This window comes from Rhodanobacter sp. UC4438_H5, assembly GCF_052978405.1.
Map to the genome: position 1 here is coordinate 1052506 of NZ_CM129672.1, position 20584 is coordinate 1073089.

Annotated in this window: 21 protein-coding genes; 6 read left to right on the forward strand and 15 right to left on the reverse strand. The window is 64.7% G+C overall.

Annotation, left to right across the window (positions count from 1 at the left end; genetic code table 11):
* Positions 1–29 precede the first annotated feature (29 nt).
* Together ACVCL9_RS04835 and ACVCL9_RS04840 are read left to right on the forward strand one after the other, a co-directional pair.
* Positions 30–308 (forward strand): heavy-metal-associated domain-containing protein, encoded by a 279-nt coding sequence (locus ACVCL9_RS04835; protein ID WP_447098919.1) that lies wholly within the window; start codon positions 30–32, stop codon positions 306–308.
* A gap of 100 nt (positions 309–408) precedes the next feature.
* Positions 409–2514, forward strand: a complete 2106-nt coding sequence (locus tag ACVCL9_RS04840) for a heavy metal translocating P-type ATPase (RefSeq protein ID WP_447120454.1) — start codon at positions 409–411, stop codon at positions 2512–2514.
* Positions 2515–2839: 325 nt separating this feature from the next.
* Here the strand turns inward: ACVCL9_RS04840 and ACVCL9_RS04845 are convergent, their stop codons facing one another.
* The 6 genes from ACVCL9_RS04845 to katG form a co-directional block, all read right to left on the reverse strand.
* Complete coding sequence (locus tag ACVCL9_RS04845; protein ID WP_447098917.1) at positions 2840–3499, reverse strand: class I SAM-dependent methyltransferase; 660 nt, start codon at positions 3497–3499, stop codon at positions 2840–2842.
* Between the two features lie 267 nt (positions 3500–3766).
* A complete protein-coding gene (locus ACVCL9_RS04850; RefSeq protein WP_447098916.1) occupies positions 3767–5206 on the reverse strand; it encodes a bifunctional metallophosphatase/5'-nucleotidase in 1440 nt (479 codons plus the stop codon).
* Between the two features lie 70 nt (positions 5207–5276).
* Positions 5277–5489, reverse strand: a complete 213-nt coding sequence (locus ACVCL9_RS04855; RefSeq protein WP_447098915.1) for a YgaP family membrane protein — start codon at positions 5487–5489, stop codon at positions 5277–5279.
* 147 nt (positions 5490–5636) lie between these two features.
* A complete protein-coding gene (locus ACVCL9_RS04860; protein ID WP_447098914.1) occupies positions 5637–6263 on the reverse strand; it encodes a peroxiredoxin in 627 nt (208 codons plus the stop codon).
* 220 nt (positions 6264–6483) lie between these two features.
* Positions 6484–6924 carry a fused DSP-PTPase phosphatase/NAD kinase-like protein gene (locus ACVCL9_RS04865; protein WP_447098913.1) on the reverse strand — a complete coding sequence of 147 codons (441 nt, stop codon included), beginning with the start codon at positions 6922–6924 and terminating at the stop codon, positions 6484–6486.
* Between the two features lie 174 nt (positions 6925–7098).
* Positions 7099–9360, reverse strand: a complete 2262-nt coding sequence (gene katG / locus ACVCL9_RS04870; RefSeq protein WP_447098912.1) for a catalase/peroxidase HPI — start codon at positions 9358–9360, stop codon at positions 7099–7101.
* A 124-nt stretch (positions 9361–9484) separates the two neighbouring features.
* Here katG and ACVCL9_RS04875 point away from each other — a divergent pair, with 124 nt between their 5' ends.
* Positions 9485–10414, forward strand: a complete 930-nt coding sequence (locus ACVCL9_RS04875; protein WP_447098911.1) for a LysR substrate-binding domain-containing protein — start codon at positions 9485–9487, stop codon at positions 10412–10414.
* 222 nt (positions 10415–10636) lie between these two features.
* On the opposite strand, the gene ACVCL9_RS04880 is transcribed toward ACVCL9_RS04875, so the two are convergent.
* From ACVCL9_RS04880 to ACVCL9_RS04895, 4 genes are all read right to left on the reverse strand, one after another.
* Positions 10637–11452, reverse strand: a complete 816-nt coding sequence (locus tag ACVCL9_RS04880) for a cytochrome c oxidase assembly protein (RefSeq protein WP_447098910.1) — start codon at positions 11450–11452, stop codon at positions 10637–10639.
* The gene (locus tag ACVCL9_RS04885) at positions 11433–11933 is read right to left on the reverse strand and encodes a DUF2243 domain-containing protein (protein WP_447098909.1); all 501 of its coding nucleotides are present in this window, start codon (positions 11931–11933) and stop codon (positions 11433–11435) included. The genes ACVCL9_RS04880 and ACVCL9_RS04885 overlap by 20 nt, the downstream gene beginning before the upstream one ends.
* 196 nt (positions 11934–12129) lie before the next feature.
* The gene (dsbG, locus tag ACVCL9_RS04890; protein ID WP_447098908.1) at positions 12130–12888 is read right to left on the reverse strand and encodes a thiol:disulfide interchange protein DsbG; all 759 of its coding nucleotides are present in this window, start codon (positions 12886–12888) and stop codon (positions 12130–12132) included.
* The gene (locus ACVCL9_RS04895; RefSeq protein ID WP_447098907.1) at positions 12885–13208 is read right to left on the reverse strand and encodes a TlpA family protein disulfide reductase; all 324 of its coding nucleotides are present in this window, start codon (positions 13206–13208) and stop codon (positions 12885–12887) included. The genes dsbG (ACVCL9_RS04890) and ACVCL9_RS04895 overlap by 4 nt, the downstream gene beginning before the upstream one ends.
* Before the next feature lie 240 nt (positions 13209–13448).
* Between ACVCL9_RS04895 and ACVCL9_RS04900 the strand changes: the two genes are divergently transcribed.
* The gene (locus ACVCL9_RS04900) at positions 13449–13886 is read left to right on the forward strand and encodes a DUF6691 family protein (RefSeq protein ID WP_447098906.1); all 438 of its coding nucleotides are present in this window, start codon (positions 13449–13451) and stop codon (positions 13884–13886) included.
* Here the strand turns inward: ACVCL9_RS04900 and dsbG (ACVCL9_RS04905) are convergent.
* The 4 genes from dsbG (ACVCL9_RS04905) to dsbD form a co-directional block, all read right to left on the reverse strand.
* The gene (gene dsbG / locus ACVCL9_RS04905) at positions 13822–14628 is read right to left on the reverse strand and encodes a thiol:disulfide interchange protein DsbG (protein WP_447098905.1); all 807 of its coding nucleotides are present in this window, start codon (positions 14626–14628) and stop codon (positions 13822–13824) included. The two genes, ACVCL9_RS04900 and dsbG (ACVCL9_RS04905), sit on opposite strands and share 65 nt — an antisense overlap.
* Positions 14625–15479 carry a prolipoprotein diacylglyceryl transferase family protein gene (locus ACVCL9_RS04910; RefSeq protein WP_447110601.1) on the reverse strand — a complete coding sequence of 285 codons (855 nt, stop codon included), beginning with the start codon at positions 15477–15479 and terminating at the stop codon, positions 14625–14627. The genes dsbG (ACVCL9_RS04905) and ACVCL9_RS04910 overlap by 4 nt, the downstream gene beginning before the upstream one ends.
* A gap of 137 nt (positions 15480–15616) precedes the next feature.
* Positions 15617–15880, reverse strand: a complete 264-nt coding sequence (locus ACVCL9_RS04915; protein ID WP_447098903.1) for a hypothetical protein — start codon at positions 15878–15880, stop codon at positions 15617–15619.
* On the reverse strand, positions 15877–17727 hold the full coding sequence (gene dsbD, locus ACVCL9_RS04920) for a protein-disulfide reductase DsbD (RefSeq protein ID WP_447098902.1): 1851 nt from the start codon (positions 17725–17727) through the stop codon (positions 15877–15879). The genes ACVCL9_RS04915 and dsbD overlap by 4 nt, the downstream gene beginning before the upstream one ends.
* Before the next feature lie 123 nt (positions 17728–17850).
* Here dsbD and ACVCL9_RS04925 point away from each other — a divergent pair, with 123 nt between their 5' ends.
* Together ACVCL9_RS04925 and ACVCL9_RS04930 are read left to right on the forward strand one after the other, a co-directional pair.
* Positions 17851–18537: a response regulator gene (locus ACVCL9_RS04925; RefSeq protein WP_447098901.1), complete on the forward strand. Its 687-nt coding sequence runs from the start codon at positions 17851–17853 to the stop codon at positions 18535–18537.
* Complete coding sequence (locus ACVCL9_RS04930) at positions 18534–19874, forward strand: ATP-binding protein (protein ID WP_447098900.1); 1341 nt, start codon at positions 18534–18536, stop codon at positions 19872–19874. The genes ACVCL9_RS04925 and ACVCL9_RS04930 overlap by 4 nt, the downstream gene beginning before the upstream one ends.
* Here the strand turns inward: ACVCL9_RS04930 and ACVCL9_RS04935 are convergent.
* A complete protein-coding gene (locus ACVCL9_RS04935; RefSeq protein ID WP_447098899.1) occupies positions 19828–20562 on the reverse strand; it encodes a prolipoprotein diacylglyceryl transferase family protein in 735 nt (244 codons plus the stop codon). The two genes, ACVCL9_RS04930 and ACVCL9_RS04935, sit on opposite strands and share 47 nt — an antisense overlap.
* Between the last annotated feature and the right edge of the window lie 22 nt (positions 20563–20584).

The window sequence follows — 20584 nt, forward strand, 5'->3', positions numbered from 1 at the left end:
GCAGATTCCATGACCAGGGCAGCTCGCTTATGAATCGCGCGTCCGCCCTGCAGCGGCCGGTCAGCTATCGCTACCGGCTGGAGAACCTGCATTGCGCCGCCTGCGAAAAAAGGCTGCGTACCGCCTTCGCCGGGGACACCCGGGTCAGCGCGGTGGACGTCGACCTCTCCGCCCGCAGCGTCGTGCTGCAGGCGCTCGAGCCCGGCCTCGGCCAAGCGCTGCTTGCCTCACTGGCAGCGGCCGGCTTCACCGCCACGCCCGACGCCCGAGCGGCGGACAGCGATGGCGACCACGGCAGCGACGACTAGCGTGGCCGGCGGCCAGCCCGCGGCGGCTGCGCCAGCCGGGAACCTGAGCGAGCCGCAGCAACCCGGGCACTCCGCCCCAGACAGCGGCGTCGAGCGCCAGGTGCTGGTGGTCGAAGGCATGTTCTGTGCCTCCTGCGCGGCGGCCGTGGAAGCGCTACTTGCACGCCAGCCCGGCGTCCGGGCCGCTGCCGCCCACTTCGCCGCAGACGCCGTCGTGGTGGAGTGGCATCCCGGCCAGACCAGCCTGACGACCCTGCGCAAGGCCGTCGCCAGGCTGGGCTACGGGACACGCACCCTGGACGAGCCGGCCGACCGCGCCAGGCAGATCCATCTGCGGCTGGGCGAGCGCCTGGCGGTAGCCGTCTTTTTCGGCATGTGGAGCATGCTCGCTGCCGGTGAGCTGTACTTCGCCGCATCCGACCGGTCGACCGGCTACCTGCTGGCGATCGGCTCGGGAGCGTTCGCGATGCCCGCGCTGCTGTGGTCGGGCTGGCCGTTCTATCTCGCCGGGTGGCGCACGCTGCGCGCGGGCGCGCCCGGCCTGGACAGCCTGATCATGCTGGGGGTCGCCCTGGCGGTGCTGCTATCGCTGCTCAGCCTGCTGGACGGGCGCAGCCAGGTCTTCTTCGACTCCGCGCTGATGCTGGTAACGTTCCAGCTGATCGCCCGCCTGGTCGACCGCCGCCTGCGCACCAATGCGGCCGAACGCGTACGCGGATTGCTCGGCACCGGGGACCAACTGGCCCGGCGCGTCATCGCCGGCGCGGAAGAGCGGGTGCCGGCGAGCCAGCTGCGCCCGGCCGATCGCGTGCGGCTGGAAGCCGGCGATGCGGTGGTCGTGGACGGACCGATCGTCGATGGCACGCTCTGGGTCGACCGTTCCCGCCTCACCGGGGAATCGGTGCCGGTCGAGCTCGGCGCGGAGGCCCGCCTGTGGGCCGGCGACCAGGTGATCGACGGCAGCGCCGAGATGACCGCGCAGGCGCTGCCCGGTGCCCGGCGGATCGATGCATTGGCCAGCCAGGTGCGCCGGGTGCTGACAGAAAAGCCCGCGTGGCAGCGCAAGGTCGATGCCCTGGCGCGCTACCTGATCCCGTGGTCGGCAGGCGCGGCCGCTCTGGGCGCCGGCGTCGCCCTGCTGGAAGGAGCAACCGGGTTCGACGCCGCGGCGCGGGGCTTGTCGGTGTTCGTGATCGGCTGTCCGTGCGCGCTGTCGCTGGCGGTCCCGCTGATGGCCAGCCGCGCCGTGGCCCATGCCTCGCGCCTAGGCGCCTTGCTGCGCGACACCGATCTGATCCAGCACTTCCGGCTGCCCGACATCGTCTTCCTCGACAAGACCGGCACGCTCACCCAGGGCCAACCGGCCGTCGTCGGTATCCATCCGGCCCCCGGCATCGACGAGCGCACGCTGCGCCGCTGGGCCGCCACGGCGGCAGCCGGTTCGTCCCATCCACTGGCCCGCGCGCTCGCCGCGCTGGATGCGGGCGATGCGGTGCGTCCCACGGGGCGGACCCGGGAAGTGGCCGGCGCGGGACTGATCTGGAACGCCGAAGGCGAGGAACTTCGCCTCGGCCGGCGCAGCTGGCTCATCGCCCAGCACATTGCCGTTCCCGAGGAGGGCAATCGGCGCACGGTATCGCATCTGGTGCGAAATGGCCGCTGGGTCGGCGCGTTCGAGTTTGCCGACCCGCTACGCGAACGGGTCGGGGCCGCTGTCGACCGGCTGCGCGCGCTCGGCTGCGAACTGGTGATCCTCAGCGGCGACCGCGACCTCGCGGTGGCCGAAGTGGCCGGGCCGCTGGCGCTGCCTTACCGCGCCGGCATCAGTCCCGAGGGCAAGCTCGAATGCATCGAAGCCGCGCGTGCACGAAACCGCTATGTCGCGTTCTGCGGCGATGGCATCAACGACGGTCCCGCGCTGGCCGCGGCCGACCTGGGGGTGGCCGTCAGCGGAGCCAGTCCGGCCGCGCAATCGGCCGCCGCGCTGACCCTCATGCAGGGTGGCCTGGAGCAGCTTCCACGCGTCTTCGCGCTGCTGCGCAAGAGCTCGCGCGTAATCCGCCAGAACCTGATCCTGGCCGTCGCCTACAATGCGGCAGCCCTCCCGCTGGCCATCGCAGGCTACGTGCATCCACTGGTCGCAGCGACCGTCATGAGCCTGAGCTCGGTGACCGTGCTGCTCAATACCGCGCGGCTGCGTCTGTAGCGACGTCGCCCGTGGTCGCACACCTTCGTGGCCTGTCCGCGAGAGCGGAAAGGAAGCTGTGGGACGGGCGGGCCCGCAACCGCTTGCTGCGAGCCTGGGAAGCGGACCCGCCACGTACGGCAACGGCGTCCTTTTTCGGCCTGATAGCTGACCATGGTCGAACCGCTGCCCTGCCCTTTCTCCTCTGCTTCCCCGCATCCGCAAGCAGCCCCTTTACCAGACCGCATGAGTGAGCGTTCGACTCCTCTTCGGCCAGGCAGGCGCGATAGCGCTCGATAGCGTGCAGCTTCGCCCTCCGGCCGTGACCTGCGGGCAGTTGCCGGCGTCAAGCCCTGGCGGTGACCAGAAAGACCGGATAGTCGCTGTGGCGACCTTCGGCGGCTGGCCTGCTCACCACGCAGGCGGTGCACGCACGGGCCTGGAGAAAACCCGCAGCCTCTAGCTCAGCCTGGAATGCGTCGCGGTCGAAGCCATGATGCATGACGCCGCTCACGCCGCCTTCGTGAAAGGTGCCGTCCTCGGCATCCAGGTCGGCCAGCGCCAGCCACCCGCCCGGCTTGAGCATGCTGTGGAACGTGCGCAGCAGCTCCGGCACGTCGGGGATGTGATGCATCGTCATGCTGCTGAAGATAAAGTCGAACGGCTGTGCCGGCGGTGGCTCGCTGGTGAGGTCGAGCACGCACGCCTGCAGGTTATCGAGCCCGGCCGCCCCGGCTTTCGCCTCCAGCACCGCGAGCATGCCGGGCGACACGTCGCAGGCCAGAAGCCGCCCCAGTTTTGGTGCCAGCGTGGCGCCCACCAGACCCGTGCCGCAACCGTATTCCATGGCCTCCCAGTCCGCTTGCAGCGGCACCGCTGCTTCGATCGAGGCCGCAACCGCCGAGGCCAGCTCCCGCCGTCGCGGGCTTTCGTCCCAATCGGCCGCGATCACGTTGAAGCGCTGGCGGTTCTGCTCCTGAATTGATGGGGATGTGGGGATGGCCATTATGGGTACCTTCGGGGAATGTGCGTCGAGATGGGCGCCCCGGACCGCCAATTCAAGCGCCGGCCCGGGTCGACGGAAGCGGCATGAAAAAACCGAAGCGCCCCTGATTTCCTCCGTCAACCTGCAACGGCTGTGCACAGCGGGGCGGTGTGGATGTACGTGAAGAACGTCCGCGCTGTGGCGAGCAACGCGACGCAGCCGTGTCCGACCGAGCCGCTCCAGCGGGTGGGTCGTCCCCCATGCAGTGAGCGGATCGGTTGGCTGTTGCTAGATTTCTACCACTGAAGCTGGCGGGCACAAGCCGGGCCACGGTCGCTGCAGGCGCGCACGCAGTGCGTCGATCGCATGCACGCCAAGCCGCTTGCGACGGCGGCCGAAGCGTGCCGGCACGCCCTGTTCGGTGATGAAGGCGCAGCGGTAGACGCGCTCGTCCGCGACCGGTTCGCCTTCGACGAACAGGCGATCCACGCGATGGCCGTCCGGGTTTTCGGCCCTGAGATAAACCTGCACGCCCGCCATTCGTTTCACGTAGCCGCCCATCTGCTGGTAGGGGTCGGCGGCGAAGGTGCGCTCGAGGTTGACCTCGATCATCTGGCGGAGCTCCGCGCCGGTCAGCTCGGTGGTGGAGATCGGCGGGTTCATCGGCACGATGTTCCAGAGGTCGCCCAGCGTGACCGGGCCGACCGGGATCGGCGCGCCGTAGCGCCAGCCGTTGGAGAACGCGACCTGCGTGCCGGCGGCCTCGGCGATGGCCGCCACCAGCAAGTCATCCATCGGCGCGTGCAGCATGGCGTAGCGATGCAGGGGCAGCTCGGTCTGCCCGACCACTTCCGCCATCGTCTCGCGCTCGGCGCGAAGCGCGTCGTCGACCAGTGTCGCCATCTGGGGATTCGGATCGATCGACTCGTCGATCGCCACCAGCGCGTGCTGGTGGCTGACCACACGGCCCTGCTCCACCTCGACATCGAGCCGGCCGATGAACGAGCCATGGCAGCCGGACTGGAAGAGGATCGCGCCGTTGACCTCGATTGCCCGGGCCATGCGGTTGTGGGTATGCCCGCTGACCAAAATATCGATCCCGGCGACCTCGCCGGCAAGCTTCACGTCCTGCGGGAAACCCAGATGCGACAGCACGATGACCAGCTCGGCGCCCTCCTCCTCGCGCACGTGGCGGATCCAGCGCGGCAGTTCGACGTTGCCGATGGTGAAATACAGGCCCTCGCTGAACGACGGCGGCATGGTCTTGTCGATGATCGGGCAGGCAAGCCCGATGATGGCGATGCGCAGTCCGGCGCGGGTCACCATGCGCCACGGCGGCAGGAATAGCTGGTCGTCGTGCTTGCGGTGGCAGTTGATCGCGAGCATCGGGTAGTCGAGGCGTTCGGCGATCCGCTGCACGCCGTCGGGTCCGTAGGCGAACTCCCAATGCACCGCCATCGCGTCGAAGGCGAGCGCGTTCATCGCGGGCACCAGCGCCATGCCCTTGCCGGCCACGGCCACATGGGTGCCATGGAAGGTGTCGCCGTTGTCCAGCGTGACCACTGCGTCCGGGCGTTCCGCGCGGACGCGCTCGAACAGACCGGCGATGCGTGCCAGCCCGCCCAACGTCGTGAACTGCCATTCGCCGTGCTCGCCGCGCACCATTTCGGGGTGGGGCTGGAGATAACCGTGAAGGTCGTTCAATTGCAGGACGGTCAGGCGAGGCATGGCGGCTCGATATTGTGTACGACAACGCGCCCGCTGCCTGTGCTGCGCGGGAGCGCAGCCTGGTCGCGGGTCAGACGCGTTGGCGACGCGGACACGAGGAAATTCCGAGCAAGGAATAAACCGGGCACATGCCGACCAGGCTGGTCAGCACGAAGATCACGGCGATGATGCCGAGCACAATCGCCAGTGCGCCGCCGATCATTCCGGTGAAATAAGCCACGGCGATGGCAATGGCGATGAGGATGCGGATGGTGCGGTCGGCCGTACCCATGTTTTTTTTCATGGCAGTGCTCCTGTTGGTGTGCTGTGACTGCCTCCCTGCGAATGGACATTAAGGATATTTGCCCGTGGAGGCGGCGTGAGGATTCGATGGTTCGAGCTCGAAGACCGGCAAGGCCGGTCTTCGCATGGTTTGCGCGGCAATCGCCGGCTACAGCTTCGTCAGCCGCAGGTAGGAACGGATCTCGTCCCAGCCCTGCGGGAACAGCCCCTTGGCCTCGTCGTTCTTGATCGACGGCGGGATGATCACCTTGTCGCCCGGACGCCAGTCGGCCGGGGTGGCCACCCGATGCTTATCGCTGGTCTGCAGCGCATCGATCACTCGCAGGATCTCCTCGAAGTTGCGCCCGACCGCCATCGGGTAGGTCATCGTCAGGCGGATCTTCTTCTGCGGGTCGATGATGAACACCGAACGCACTGCGGCGGTATCGCTCTGGCCCGGATGGATCATGCCGTACAGTTCGGCGACCTTGCGGTCGGCGTCGGCGACGATCGGGAATTCCAGCGTGGTGTGCTGGGTGGCGTCGACGTCCTTGATCCATTTCAGGTGCTCGTCAACCGAGTCAGTCGACAGGCCCAGCGGCTTGACGTTGCGCTTGGCGAACTCCGGCGCCAGCTGCGCGGTGCGGCCCATCTCGGTGGTGCACACCGGCGTGAAGTCGGCCGGGTGGCTGAAGAAAAACACCCAGGAATCGCCCGCCCACTGGTGGAAGTCGATGTCGCCGGTCGTGGTCGCGATCTGGAAGTTGGGTGCGGTTTCGCCGAGTTTCAGGCTCATCGGAAGATCCTCAGGTTTAACGGAATGGGAATAACGTGCCTGTCGAAGACGGTATGCGTGAAATCAACCGAACGTGGGCGCAGCCTCGCTGGTGCCGGTTTGCCGGGGTAGTCCATGCAGCCTGGGCGTTCGGCCGATCCCTTCGCACTGGCGCTGAGCTTTTGTGCTGGTGGAGCGCCCGGCGTGGACGCTGACGACCACGCCCCCGCCAGGCGGCTTGTCATCGCGGCTCTTTCTGGGCCTGGGCCAGCGCAACGACCGCGGGTTCCAGCGCAGCCAGGCCGGCCGCACGCCCGTGCGCGAGCGCGCTGTCCAACGAGCCGCCACGGTTCATCACCTCGTCCAGCGCAACCATCGCCCCGGCGCGGTTGCCGCTTGCACAATGGGTGAGCACGCCGCCAGCGGGCCGCGCCTGATCGAGCGCGTGGCCGAATTGGCGCACGTGCTCGCGATCGAGATCGGCGGCGCCGGTGATCGGCAAGGAGACATAGCGAAGTCCGAGCCGCGCGGCTTCGGCGGCTTCGTCATAGTCGCTGCCTTCGCTTGGCGCCCGCAGATTGATGACGGTGCGCACGCCCTCACGCAGAAGATGGACAAGCTCCTCGGGCGTCGGCTGCCCGCCAGCGTAGTGGCCGTCGGCGTAGCGAAAAGGTGCGTGCATGGAGCCTCCTGAAACCGGGGCGTAGCGCTGATGAAAAGGAAACCCGCGCGGGGCCTTGCATGCCGGGGCGGGTGACCGTTCCGTGCTGAACGATGCCATGACCGCCGAAAATCCGTGGCAAGGAAGCGTGACGGTGCGCCGCGCGCTGGGCTGCGGCGGCACACAGGACACCCGTCACGCCAGGTCAAAACGATCCGCATTCATCACCTTGTTCCACGCCGCGACGAAGTCCTCGACGAACTTGCCCTGTGCATCGTGCTGCCCGTAGACCTCGGCAATCGCGCGGAGCTGGGAGTTCGAGCCGAACACCAGGTCCGCCCGGGTTGCGGTCCACTTGATCCCGCCGGTGGTGCGGTCGCGGATATCGAAGGTTTCCTTGTTGCCCGGGACCGGCTTCCATTCGTTGCGCATGTCTAGAAGGTTGACGAAGAAGTCGTTGCTCAGCGCGCCGATGCGATCGGTGAACACGCCATGCTCGCTGCCGTCGCAGTTGGCGCCCAGTACGCGCAGGCCGCCGACCAGCACGGTCATTTCCGGTGCACTGAGCGTCAGCAGCTGCGCCTTGTCGACCAGCAACGCCTCGCTGGCGATCTCCTTGAACTTGTCGCTGCGGTAGTTGCGGAAGCCGTCGGCGATCGGTTCCAGCGCGGCGAAAGACTCGACATCGGTCTGTTCTTGGGAGGCGTCCGTGCGGCCCGGCGTGAAGGGCACGGTTACCGGATGGCCGGCATCCGTGGCGGCTTTTTCGATGGCGGCAGCGCCGCCCAGCACGATCAGGTCGGCCAGCGAAACCCGCTTGCCGCCCGGCGCTTGCCGGTTGAAATCATCGCGGGTGCCTTCGAGCGTCTGCAGCACGTGGGCCAGTTGATCCGGCTGGTTGACCGCCCAGTCCTTCTGCGGCGCGAGGCGGATGCGCGCGCCGTTGGCGCCGCCGCGCTTGTCCGAGCCGCGGAAGGTCGAGGCCGCGGACCAGGCCGTATAGACCAGCGCCTGGGTCGACAGCCCGCATCCGAGCAGCCTCACCTTGATGGCGTGGATTTCCCGCTCGCCGATCAGCTTGTGGTCGACCGCAGGTACTGGATCCTGCCAGATCAGCTCTTCGGCCGGCACTTCGGGGCCGTGGTAGCGGGCCTTGGGGCCCATGTCGCGGTGGGTCAGCTTGAACCAGGCGCGGGCGAAGGCATCGGCGAACTCGTCGGGGTGCGCATGGAAGTGGCGCGCGATCTTTTCGTACGCAGGGTCGTAGCGCATCGCCATGTCGGCGTCGGTCATCATGATCGGCACCTTCTTCGAGGCATCATCCGCGGCGGGCGCCATGTTGCGGTCGGTATTCTGCCTGGGCACCCACTGTTGGGCGCCGGCGGGGCTCTTGGCCTGCACCCATTCGTTACCCAGCAGCACGTCGAAGTAACTCATGTCCCACTTGGTCGGCGTGGGCGTCCACGAACCTTCCAGGCCGCTGCTGATGGTGTCGCCGCCCTTGCCGGCGCCGAAGCTGTTCTGCCAGCCTAGGCCCTGTGCCTCGATGCCGGCGCCTTCGGGCGCCGCGCCGACCGCTGTCGCACTGCCGGCTCCATGGCATTTGCCGAACGTGTGGCCGCCGGCGGTGAGCGCCACGGTCTCGTAGTCGTTCATCGCCATGCGTGCGAATGTTTCGCGCACGTCCTTGCCGGACTGGACCGGATCCTGCTTGCCGCTGGGGCCTTCGGGGTTCACGTAGATCAGGCCCATCTGCACGGCCGCCAGGGGGTTCTCCAGATAGCGGGTGTGCGGCTGTCCGCTGTCGTCGTCCTTCGGCAGCACGCCGTGGGTTTCCTCGACCCCGGGCGAGCCTTGTGCATAGCGCTCATCGCCGCCCAGCCACTTGCGCTCGGAACCCCAGTACACCGACTCATCCGGCTCGTACACATCGGCACGCCCGCCACCGAAGCCAAAGGTCTTGAAGCCCATCGACTCCAGTGCGACGTTGCCGGTGAGCACGATCAGGTCGGCCCAGGAAAGCTGGTTGCCGTACTTCTGCTTGATCGGCCACAGCAGGCGGCGTGCCTTGTCCAGGCTAACGTTGTCCGGCCAGCTGTTGAGGGGCGCGAAGCGCTGCTGGCCCATGCCGGCGCCGCCGCGGCCATCGCCGATGCGGTAGGTGCCCGCCGCGTGCCAGGCCATGCGGATGAAGAGCGGCCCGTAATGGCCGTAATCGGCGGGCCACCAGTCCTGCGAGTCGGTCATCAGCGCATGGAGATCGTTTTTCAGGGCGTTGTAGTCGACCTTCTCGAACGCCTCGACGTAGTCGAACGTGGGCGCCATCGGGCTGGTCGCCGGGGCGTACTGATGCAGGATCTTGAGATTGAGTTGATTGGGCCACCATTCGCGGTTGGACGGCGCTTCGCTGGCTGCGGCGGTAGGTTGCGCGAAGGGGCATTTCATCTGGGCAGACATGGTTTTTCCCTGGCTGGTGGATGCGCCCGGGCAGGCGCTGGCTGGACGTTGGTGTGCCCATTAGTAGCCCTTGGTCCTCAATGGGTCTAATACCGATTTTCTGCGAAACTGATAGTGTGCATCTATGAGCCATGGCCCCTATCCCTGTACCTTGCGGCAGCTTCAATATGCGGTCGCTGTCGCCGAGTCGCGCAGTTTCGGCAAGGCCGCCGAACGCTGCCATGTCTCGCAACCAGCGCTTAGCCAGCAGATCGGCCAGTTGGAAGAGGCACTGGGTGTGCGCCTGTTCGAGCGCGACAAGCACCAGCGGCATATCCTCGTCACTGGCCCGGGCCAGGCCTTCATTGAGCGCGCGCTGATCGTGCTGCGTGAAGCCGACGATCTGGTGCGGTCGGCCCGACGCTGCGCCGACCCGCTCGATGGCACGCTTCGCATCGGCGTATTGCCGACGATCTCTCCCTACCTGCTGCCCCGCCTGACTCCCGCGCTGCGCGAAGCCTACCCGCAGCTGCTGATCTGCTGGATCGAGGAAAAGACCCAGGTCTTGGTGCGCGACCTGCAAACCGGCGCGCTCGATGCCGCGCTGGTGGCGCTGGAGGCGGATCTCGGCGACGTCGAGCGAGAGGAAATTGCCCGGGACCGATTTGTGCTGGTCGCTCCGCGCGGCCACGGGTTGGCAACCACCACAGCCGATGTCGACGTCGCCGAGCTTCGCCACGCCACTGTCCTGGTGTTGCAGGAGGGTCACTGCATGGGTGAGCAATCCGCCGCGTTCTGCGCAGGTACTCACGCAAACATCGACACCTTCCGCGGCACCAGTCTCACCACGCTGGTGCAGATGGTTGCGTCGGGAGCGGGGGTGACATTGGTGCCGGAGCTGGCTCTGCCGCACGAAGTCACGGACGTCAATCTGTGCGTTCGCGGCTTCTCGGGCAACGCGGCCGGCCGCACGATCGGGCTCGTGTGGCGGAAAAACTATGCCTTCGATGCCGCCCTGAGGCAGGTGGGCGGCACCATTCGCCAAGCCTATCCGCCCGGGCGCCAGAAGAAGTGATGTTCCGCGGACGGCAGACGGGAGCAGCGAAGTGCGTGATCCCGTCGCAATGTATCCGCTGCGGTTCGGATCTGCGGGATTTCATCGCGGCGTGAACCGGCCGCAAGCGCCGTCGCTGTGATCGGCGTCAGGCCGAAGGATCACTCATCGACGATCGCTGCCTCCGCAGTCCCGAGAACGGGGCTAGCTGGCACTGATGCAGGACGAGCCGGCCGGTGCCTCCTAGGCCACCTTGCGTCCACCGGGTACAGCGACCCGCATGCGCGTGGGTCGCCACGTGCTGACCAGGGCGATAGCCAAAAGCATCTCGACGATGTCGCCGCCGTAGTACATCAGCTCGGCGGCTTGCTGGAGTTGCCCGGCCGGTGCCGGTACCTGCACGAACCAACCTGCATAAAGCAGCTGCGCGAGCACCGAGTGGACCAGTACCGCCGCCCCGAGTACCACCAGTCGCGCAGGCACCGAGGGCCGATGCGGCGCCGGATCGGGGCCAGCGATGACCCAGGTGTAGAGGCAGCCGGCCAGCACGAAATGCAGATGGACCAGGTAGTGCAGCGCCGGGTCGGTCATCATCGCCATATACAGCGGGCTGAAGTACAGCAGCGCCATGCCGCCCAGATCAAGCACCAGCGCGCTGATCGGATTGGCGACCACCTGCATATAGCGGCTGCGCAGGCCGCGGCTGATGCCCCGGCCCAGACGCGCCGGCACCGAACGCAGCACAAGTGTGATCGGCGCGGCCATCACCAGCCCCAGCGGCGCCAGCATACCCAGCAACAGATGCTGCAGCATGTGCTTCCTGAAATCGCCTGCCGGAAATGGCAGCCACTGCGGCACCAGGCCGAGCATCAACAAGGCACTGCCGGCGATAAAGCCGGCTGTGCGCCAAGCGCTCCATCCACGTGGCCTCTGCCGTTGGCGCCATGCCAGCCAAAGATAGCCGCCGGCAACAAGGACAACCAGCAGGCGAGGTGCCAGCATGGAAGGGCCGTCGGCACCATGCATCATGAGCTGGTGCTCAGGGTTGGCGCGCGCCACCGGAGAAAATGCGTCCGCTCCGCGCCAGCAACCAGCCCAGCCCGACCAGGATCACGCCGAAGGCGAGGAACGCCATATCCCAGGCCAGCTGATGGGGACCGCTGCGAACATGGTGAATGCCGAGGAGCTGGTGGTCCACCAATCCCTCCACCAGGTTGAAGATGCCCCATCCGACCAGCATCCAGCCCCACAGCACGCGCGAACCCCAGACCTGCCGCCGCGCCTCGGTCACCCTTGAGTACAGGATGCCCAGGCCGACCAGCACGGCAATCCAGGTGACGGTGAGGCCATCGCCAAAGGTGTTCATGCGCAAGCCGGCGACGGTATCGATCGGGTAGATGCTGCTGAACATGTGGTGCCACTGGAACACCTGGTGCAGGAAGATGCCGTCGAAAAATCCGCCGAGGCCGATGCCAAGCACGATGCCGGGTAACTGGATGGGTAACGCCAGGTCGGTCGATGACTCTCTTGGGTGGGCCATGGCACCTTTTCCTGCATGGGGAATGGATCGAAGGCAGGATTCTCGGCCCTGTGCCGTGCGCCATGCATGACCGATCAGTGAACTTCCCGTCACGCACCCGACACTGGCAGCAGAAGGAAGCCTCGTTGCCGAACGCAGACCAGCGGGGAGCCGATTGTCGCGTCCGTGAACCTGCGCGGATCCAAACCGCTTTTTTTCACGTACCGAAAATGGCCTTGATCCGATCCGGCGGCAGCATGCCCACTGCCATCCGGATTTTTCCGTCTGCATCCTTGTAGACCGTCGCCGGCGTTCCGCTGATGCCCAGGCTATCCATCAGCGCGTTGTTATCCGCGATGCGCTTGGCGGTGGGCGGCGGTACATCCTTCAGCGGGGCGAGCGGGCTGTGACCGAAGGCCGTCTCGTGCTGGTGCATGGCGACCTTCGGATCGGGAGCGTCCAGCACGGCAGCGGCGCGCGCGGCACTTTGCGGTGCGATCACGGCCACCATGACGTGGCGCACCTGCACATCGCCGTTGGCCAACAGGGGCTGGGTGGCCTCCCACAGCTTGTGGCAATAGGGGCATTCGGTATCGGTGAACACGTAGACGATGCGCTTGGGATGAGCGGCGCCCTCGGCGACCCAGGCGGCCTTGCCCAGCCGCGCCCAAGTCGCCTCATCCAGTGCCGGGGTGCTGGCTGCCTGCAGCGGTCCCTGGGTCAAGTCTTTCCCGGCGGCGTCGAACAGCGTGCCGACCATGGCGTGCTGGCCATCCGGCAACAGGTACACCGGCACCGGGCGGCCCTCGTACTCGCCCCGATAGCCGGTGTAACCCTTCGGCGCCTCCAGCGGCCCCTTGATGGTCAGGCCCTGACCGGCCAGGCCCTGGATCGGCGGCGGGTAGTGCGGCGCGTCCTGCGCCTGGCTGCAGGCGCTGACGCCGATGGCGAACAGAAACGAAAACCAGTGTTTCATCGAGAGACTCCAGACAAGTGGGATGCCGCTGCAGCGGCACGCGGGACGATGTGCCGTACTTCGGCGGCCAGGGTGGCGGGCGACAACTCACCGGTATGCACGCTGCGCAACGTGCCCTGCGCGTCGAAAAACAGGGTTGTCGGGTAGCCGCGCACGCCAAAGTGTTGCGACAGCTGCGAAGAGGGGTCGACCAGGACGCCTGCCAAACGCAACCGGTTCGCGGCGAGGAAGGCGCGGATCTCTGCTGGCAACTCGCCCTGGTCGGCGAACACGAAACGCAGCTGCGGGCGCGCCTGCTGGGCCTGCGCCAGTACCGGCATTTCCCGGCGGCACGGGCCGCATCAGCTGGCCCACAGGTTGATGACGGGCGGCTGGCCGCGTAGCTGCTGCAGCGCGATCGGTTGCCCATCCAGATCGAGCAGGACCAGCACCGGCAGCGGCGTGTGCATGGTGCGTATTCAGGTGACATTGTTCACCAGTTCCGTTGGAGCATGATCAGTATTCCGGTGGTGATCACCCCTTCATCGCTGTTGTAACGTGATCGGGATGTGGCGGAGTTCATGGATTTTCTCGATGCCACTGGAAACTGGGACCCTACACTTGCACTGGCGCTGGGTGGCACCATGATGATTATGCCGGTCCGTTTTCGCTTCATCCTGCGCCGTGCACGACCGGTATACGGCGCCAAATTTCACTTGCCCACGCGCAGCGACGTTGATTCGCGACCGATTGGCGGTACGGCCATTTTGGTGTGGGCTAGGGTTTGGCCGGTCTATGCTCAGGCCCGGCGTGGCCATCGCTCAAGGTGCGTGGCAGCCATTGGTTTTTTTGCTCGGCCTGGCGGCAGGTATGCTCGCTTTCACCGCAGCACTAGCAAGACATCCGCCGATCCCAGCGAGGCCAATCAAGGCCAAACCGCCCTCGGGTCACCGATCAATGGGTCGGCTTGCTACCCAGAATCGCGTCGATGTCTTTACCTTGGGGCAGTCCCTGTTTGACGCCGATTTCGCCATTGGCCTTTTTGTAAAGAATCGTAGGTGTCGCGAAATAGCCTAGGGACTGCATGAGTTCATTGTTTGCAGCCACTTTTTTGTGCGCGGAATCGGGAATGTTGTCGGCCACCTTGATGCCGCCCTGGCCGTATTCGCGCTCGGCACGCGCGAACGCAGCCGCAGGGTCCTTCGCGGCAAGAATGGTGGCGGCCTTGGGGGCGCTGTCTGACTTGAGAATGCCGACCATTACGTGGCGGATCTGTACCTTGCCAGCATCCACCCACGGACGCGCAACTTCCCAGAATTTGTGGCAGTAGGGGCAGTTAGGATCGGTGAACTCATAGACGATTGTCTTGGCATCCTTGCTGCCATCGAGCACCCATGCCGCCGATTCCATTTGTTTCCACGCCTTCTCACCCTGTGGGCCGGCGACAATACGCTCAAGCGGCCCAGAGGTCATATCCTTGCCAGCGGCATCAACTAATGTACCGACAATTGCGTGTTTGCGGTCACTAGTCACATAGATGGCAATAGGTCGGCCTTGCACCGTCGCCGCATAACCGGTCAAGCCAGACGGGGCATCGAACTTCTCGACGATTTCCAGCCCTTGGGCGGAAAGCGCGGTCACTGGAGCGGGCTGCGTGGTGTCGGCAGCTTCGGAGATGCGCGGCCAGGTGAACAAGGCATAGGTACCGATCAACAGCGCGCCAAAGGGCAGTGCCAACAGGTTGCGTGTCATTTTTTTCATAGGGAATCCTTCGGTGGTACCGAATCATCGGTGGTCAGATTGAAACGTTTGAGCGCTCGGCCCAGCGTGGCTTTGGAAAGCTGGCCAAGATGGCTATCTACCAGTCGGCCGTCGGCGCCGTAGAACAGTGTTGTGGGCAGCGCGGCTGAACCGGCCTGTCGTCCAACTTCGGCGCGGCGATCCCGCAGCACGTGATCGATGTCCAGTTCCATTTGATTCATGAACTTCTGGATGGTGGGTGTGGCCTCGGCCTGGTTGACGAAGACGAACAGAATGTTGGAATGCTCGTTCTGTGCTTGTTCCAGCACGGGCATCTCCGCTCGGCACGGCGGACACCAGGTCGCCCAGAGATTGACGACCATCGGCCGGTTGCCCTCGCTTTGCTGCAGACTCGCCAAGTTGGTGACCGCGCCATCGAGCGTGTACAGCTCGGTCTGCGGTGGCCGACGGGCCTGATTCTCGATCAGGCTCAACGCGCCGCCGGTCAACCCCCAGGTCAGCACACCCGCGAACAGCGCCGCGCCAAGCGGGCCTCGTAGCGCCGGCTTGCGCGTGGTGAGATAACTGGCATAAAAGACCATGACGAGCAGGCCGGCGACAACCTCGAAGCCGCCGTCGCGAATATCGATCCACGCCAGTGGATCAAAACCGTAGCTAGAAAAGTAGTGAGCGACAAAGGCTATGCGCGCTGCCACAACGGCCAGCAGCGCGAGATTGAACAATCTGTCAACGATGGCCAGGTCACGCCGTCGTGCGGCCAGCTTGCCCACGATCAACGCGACAACGAAGGCGAGGATCATGAGGGCCTGACCGACGGAAATAGCCAGTGGGCCGAGATTCACTGAGAGCATTCGTGCCATCTCTGCAAATAAGGGGATGTAACCGCATCATCCGGTTCATTCATGCCGTTCTGCGACACGAAAGGTCGCGCACTCCGGTCGACGATGGAAAGGCGAAGCATTCAAAGCGATGCAAAGGCGGACATTCGTCAAGCTTCATGGGCCAATATCTCCATGAAGTCTTTGCAAGACACAAACTCAGGTGCGCTCACGCACATTGCCTCGATCAAGCGACGGTCGAAGTTGCGCACGCTTTGAGCAAACTCTGCACACCGGGTGCACTGGCCTGCATGTGCACACGCCGCCTCACTCAATTCATTGGGGGTTGCCAGCCATTCTGAATGGAAATCACGACACTTCATGGCAAAGGCTCCTGCGGCGAACTCGCCGGAAACGATAATAGTCAACGTCAAGATTTGTCTGCGGCGCGGGAAAGATGTTGCAGGAAGGCATTCGCGTCCAGTTCACCCACCACGCGGGCCGCGCGGCGCTCCTGCCCGTCGGGGCCTATCAGCAAAATGGTGGGCGGGCCGATGATGTTGAAATGCTTCATCAGAGCGCGATCGATGGCGTCATTGTCTGTAACGTCGAGCCGCAACAGTTGATATCCGGCGAGTGCGGCCTGGACTTCCGATTTACCGAAGACTTCCGACTCGATCACCTTGCAGGAAATGCACCAGTCGGCATAGAAATCCACCAGCGTCCATTGGCCGTTTGACGCTGCCTTGTCGATCTTCGCTTTGAGGTCGTCGAGATCGGCTGCCTCACCGAAGCGATCCATGAAATCGCTCGTCTCGATTGACGGTGTGGTTTTCGCCGACGTGGATGTCGACGCAAACGCCAGCGGCTCGCGAAGACTATCGGCACCGCCGGCCGCACCGACGACCAGCAAGCCGCCCCAAAGGCCGAACAACAGCCCGGCGACACGCGAGATCATGCGCTCGGGCCGGGTCGGCGCCGCCACATGTACGGCCAGTTGGTAGAGCGTGACACCGATGGCGACCAGTAACGCGCCCCAGAGTCCGAGCGTGATGTTGTCCGGCACCACCCGTTGGACGAACCAGATCGCCGTACCCAACAGCACGAAGCCGAAGACCACCTTGACGCCAGTCATCCAGGTGCCCGGCTTGGGCAACAGGCGGCCACCGACTGTGCCGGCGATGACCAGCGGCGCGCCCATACCCAAGCCCAGCGCGAACAAGGCGCTGCCGCCGAGCACCACGTTGCCGCTATCGGCGATGTACAACAAGGCGCCGGCCAAGGGCGCGGTCATGCACGGGCCGACGAGTAGCGCGGACAACACGCCCATCATCGCGGCGCCACCGAGGTGGCCGCCGCGCTGCCGTTGGCTTGCGTCATTGAGTCGATTGCGCAAGCCCGTCGGGAGCTGCAATTCATAAACGCCAAACATGGAAAGGGCAAGAACGACGAAGACCAGCGCGAAAGTACCCAGTACCCACGGTGTCTGCATCACCGCCTGCAGGTTGGCGCCCGCCAGCGCCGCCGCCACGCCCAACAGCGCATACGTCGCTGCCATGGGCAGCACATAAGCCACGGAAAGAACGAATCCACGCCGTCCGTTTGCACCGCAACCTACAATCAAGCTGGTCAGAATCGGCAGCATCGGCAATACGCAAGGGGTGAACACCAACAGCAGCCCGAGCCCAAAGAACACCGCCAGAACCCAGACGGTATTGGCGCTGGCGAGACGTGCGGCCAAGGATTGATCTTCACCGAGATCGGATCCGCGGGCGGCGCCGTTGTCGTTGTCGTTGTCGTTGTCCACAGCCACCGCGGAGCCGGAATCGCTGCCACTGCGATCGCTACCGCCCATTCCGTAGTCGGCAAGATTCAGCGTGGCATGCTGCGGTGGGTAGCACAGCCCGGCCTCGGCACAGCCCTGCCAGGAAATATTCAGCGTACGCGCGGTGCCGGCGGCGACGGTGACGGCCACGTGGTTGTGGTACACCTCGGATTTGCCGAAAAAATCGTCTTCGATCGGTTCGCCGTCGGGCATCCGGACATCCGCGATGGGTCCGGTCTTGTCTTCGAACTTGAGCTGGTGGCGATACAGGTAATAGCCGGGCGCGATGTCCCATGTGATGGTCAGCGTATTGTCGGCGCTGACCTTGACTCCATAGGAAAATGCCTGCTCCACGGGCAGGAAGTCGCTGCTGCCAATTTGCGCCATCGCAGTCGTCGACGGCATCATGAGCAGACCAGCAAGCGCAACGACAAAAAAGACGCTTAGACGGGACATCTCGACTCAGTTGATTGAAGAGTCTGGCATGTTCGCCGGTGACTATTAAGTCAGGATTAACTGAATCCGGCTTTGACAGAACCACAGCCGCTATACTGTCGTTTAGCTCATCGCAAGCTCGCCATGCACGTACTGCTTATTGAAGATGACGGACTGATGGCATCGGGCATCGGTACGGGGCTCCGGCTCGTCGGCTTCACAGTCGACTGGGTCGCAACCGCGGCCGATGCGCGACGGTCGCTTGCGAGCCTGCAAAGCGACGTTGTTGTGCTCGATCTTGGCCTGCCCGATACCGACGGACTGACTTTGCTGCGCGACTTGCGTGCCCAAGATGTGACCGTGCCCGTTCTGGTGCTGACCGCACGCGACGGGGTCGCCGATCGAATCGCTGGATTGCAGACGGGCGCCGACGACTATTTGCTGAAGCCTTTCGATCTCGATGAGTTGACCGCGCGTCTGCACGCATTGCTGCGCCGTGCTGCGGGGCGCGCAAGCTCGCTTATCGAACATGGTTCGGTACGTGTCGATTCCGACAACCGCCAGGTCTGGCGTGATGGTCGCGAAGTCGAACTCACGCGACGCGAATTCGCGTTGTTGGAGAAAATGCTCAACGCGCGGGGCGGGATTCTGGATATCGAACAGCTCAAAGACACGCTTTACGGCCTGGATACGCAGGTGCAAAGCAATGCCGTCAACGTGCATATCTTTAATCTACGTCGCAAACTCGGTAACGGACTGATCCGCACGGTGCGTGGGCTGGGTTACCGACTCGGCGAGCCGGGCGCGCTTGACGGCGACGACCCGACATGAGCCTGCGCCGACGATTGCTGATCAGTCTCGGTTTGTCGTTTTGCGTGCTTTGGGCGCTCGCAGCAGCGTGGTTGTACAGCGATTTACGAAACCAAATGCGCCAGACGCTCGATCAACGACTGGCCGCCTCCGCGCGCATGGTGGCCGGGCTGGTTGCACAACTCCCCAACGGCGCCTGGGCCCAGGTCGGCAAGCCTATGCTGTCCATGCCGCAGAGTACGGGTGTCGCCTGCCAGATCACTTCGCCAAGGGGCGAGTTGCTCGTGCGCACGCATGGCGATTTCGCAGGTCGACTCGATGCACCAGCGCCGGGCTTCACCGACCGTCTCATCGACGGTCAACAGTGGCGATTGTTTACCTATATCCAGAACGGATTGCATATAACGACGGCTGACCGGCTGGCCGAACGTGTGACCCTGCAGCGCAACGTAGCCGTGGTCGCTACCGTTCCGTTCGTGGTGGCGTTATTGGGCAGCCTCGCCGTGCTTTGGCTTGGCATACGTCGTGGACTAAGACCGCTCGAAGTTTTGCGCGGCGAGCTGTCGCGCCGGGATCCGGAGACACTGACGCCAATCAGGATCGACGATGTGCCCGTCGAACTGACGCCGATGATCGATACCCTCAATCGGTTGCTAGTGCGTACCGGCGACGTGCTGATGCGAGAACAACGATTTACCAGCAATGCCGCGCATGAGCTTCGCACTCCGTTGACCGTCATCAAGACGCATGTCCAGTTGGCCAGCCGGTTGCCAGCCGGGGAGGCGCGCGCTGCCTTGGTCAATGCAGAAACTGGAATCGCCCGTTTGCAGCAAACGTTGGACCAGTTGCTCTTGCTGGCGCGCGTCGAATCTGACCGACACCGATACGAGACTGCTCCAGCAGATTGTGCGTCGATCGTGGACACCGCATTGGCAGATCTCGTCGACGGCGCGCGCGTGGCCCTCGACAATGCCGCGCCCACTATTGCGGTGGGCATATCGCTGGAGTTGGCTGCGGCAGCGTTACGCAATCTCCTGGAGAATGCGCTGCGCCACACACCGAAAAGCGAGCGTGTCGTACTCGATATACAAGCCACATCGACGCAACTTGTGTTTACGGTGCGCGATCACGGTGACTGGCCATCTGGCCAGAGCACGCAAAATCTGACTCAGCGCTTCTGGCGTAAAGGCAATGACCAGAATGGGTACCAGCGCGGTGCGAAAGGCAGTGGGCTTGGTTTGTCGATCACGGCCGCGATCGCTAAACGCTTCGATGGGGCATTGGATTTCGAAGCACCAGACACGGGTGGCCTTATCGCGCACCTATCCTTGCCGCGCTCTGATACAGCTGCGCATTGATAGATTGTCGCGACAGACGCGTCAATCGCCCCCCTCTTGTAGCAGGTAGTGGCTCAGCCAGTTTCGGAGCTAGTGGCCGAATCAGCCGCTCGGCGAATTCTATCCTCCAGCCAAGACACAGCAACCAAGCTTTCTCAGCTGAAATCAGCCCGCCGTCGATGCCCCGGCTCATCGGCAAGTAGCCTTCCCGAAGGCGAACAGTCACCACCCAGCAATGAACGAGTCGAGAGAAAACTTTGCGGCTGATGATCCGCACCAACCAGCAAAGTGATCGCAGGTTGCCGGAACTCTGATCATAATTGTCCAGCACGCGCAGCATGGAAATGTCCAGCCGCCGCGCCACCAGGCTGCTCAACCACCTGACCAGCACGGCGCCGAGCAACGCCCAGGCCATCGGCTCGCGCAGCGGGCGGCGTCGCCAACCGATCCATGCCGCGCCGGCGAGCACGGCCAGGCTGCCGGCCCAGCGCGACAACCCGCCATCGCGCAGGTCCAGCATGGCCAGCGGGTGGCCGGCATACTCGGGCCACCAGCGCACGACGAATGCCAGCCGCGCAGCCAATACCCCCGCCAGTAGCAGGCGCCACAACTGTGCTTCGGTGGAAGGTCGGCCGCGACGCTGCAGCCAGCCACCGACCGCGATCGCCCTGCCCCAGCCGGCCAGCACGAGCAGGCTGTTCAGTGGCAAGGGAACGGTCCTGCCGGAACGA

What these genes read in the sequence shown, in the direction of transcription:
- ACVCL9_RS04835 (WP_447098919.1), top strand. Translation starts at nt 30, where the DNA reads ATGAATCGCGCGTCCGCCCTGCAGCGGCCGGTCAGCTATCGCTACCGG.
- ACVCL9_RS04845 (WP_447098917.1), bottom strand. Translation starts at nt 3,499, where the DNA reads ATGGCCATCCCCACATCCCCATCAATTCAGGAGCAGAACCGCCAGCGC.
- ACVCL9_RS04850 (WP_447098916.1), bottom strand. Translation starts at nt 5,206, where the DNA reads ATGCCTCGCCTGACCGTCCTGCAATTGAACGACCTTCACGGTTATCTC.
- ACVCL9_RS04855 (WP_447098915.1), bottom strand. Translation starts at nt 5,489, where the DNA reads ATGAAAAAAAACATGGGTACGGCCGACCGCACCATCCGCATCCTCATC.
- ACVCL9_RS04860 (WP_447098914.1), bottom strand. Translation starts at nt 6,263, where the DNA reads ATGAGCCTGAAACTCGGCGAAACCGCACCCAACTTCCAGATCGCGACC.
- ACVCL9_RS04865 (WP_447098913.1), bottom strand. Translation starts at nt 6,924, where the DNA reads ATGCACGCACCTTTTCGCTACGCCGACGGCCACTACGCTGGCGGGCAG.
- katG (WP_447098912.1), bottom strand. Translation starts at nt 9,360, where the DNA reads ATGTCTGCCCAGATGAAATGCCCCTTCGCGCAACCTACCGCCGCAGCC.
- ACVCL9_RS04875 (WP_447098911.1), top strand. Translation starts at nt 9,485, where the DNA reads ATGAGCCATGGCCCCTATCCCTGTACCTTGCGGCAGCTTCAATATGCG.
- ACVCL9_RS04885 (WP_447098909.1), bottom strand. Translation starts at nt 11,933, where the DNA reads ATGGCCCACCCAAGAGAGTCATCGACCGACCTGGCGTTACCCATCCAG.
- dsbG (WP_447098908.1), bottom strand. Translation starts at nt 12,888, where the DNA reads ATGAAACACTGGTTTTCGTTTCTGTTCGCCATCGGCGTCAGCGCCTGC.
- ACVCL9_RS04895 (WP_447098907.1), bottom strand. Translation starts at nt 13,208, where the DNA reads ATGCCGGTACTGGCGCAGGCCCAGCAGGCGCGCCCGCAGCTGCGTTTC.
- ACVCL9_RS04900 (WP_447098906.1), top strand. Translation starts at nt 13,449, where the DNA reads ATGGATTTTCTCGATGCCACTGGAAACTGGGACCCTACACTTGCACTG.
- dsbG (WP_447098905.1), bottom strand. Translation starts at nt 14,628, where the DNA reads ATGAAAAAAATGACACGCAACCTGTTGGCACTGCCCTTTGGCGCGCTG.
- ACVCL9_RS04910 (WP_447110601.1), bottom strand. Translation starts at nt 15,479, where the DNA reads ATGCTCTCAGTGAATCTCGGCCCACTGGCTATTTCCGTCGGTCAGGCC.
- dsbD (WP_447098902.1), bottom strand. Translation starts at nt 17,727, where the DNA reads ATGTCCCGTCTAAGCGTCTTTTTTGTCGTTGCGCTTGCTGGTCTGCTC.
- ACVCL9_RS04925 (WP_447098901.1), top strand. Translation starts at nt 17,851, where the DNA reads ATGCACGTACTGCTTATTGAAGATGACGGACTGATGGCATCGGGCATC.
- ACVCL9_RS04930 (WP_447098900.1), top strand. Translation starts at nt 18,534, where the DNA reads ATGAGCCTGCGCCGACGATTGCTGATCAGTCTCGGTTTGTCGTTTTGC.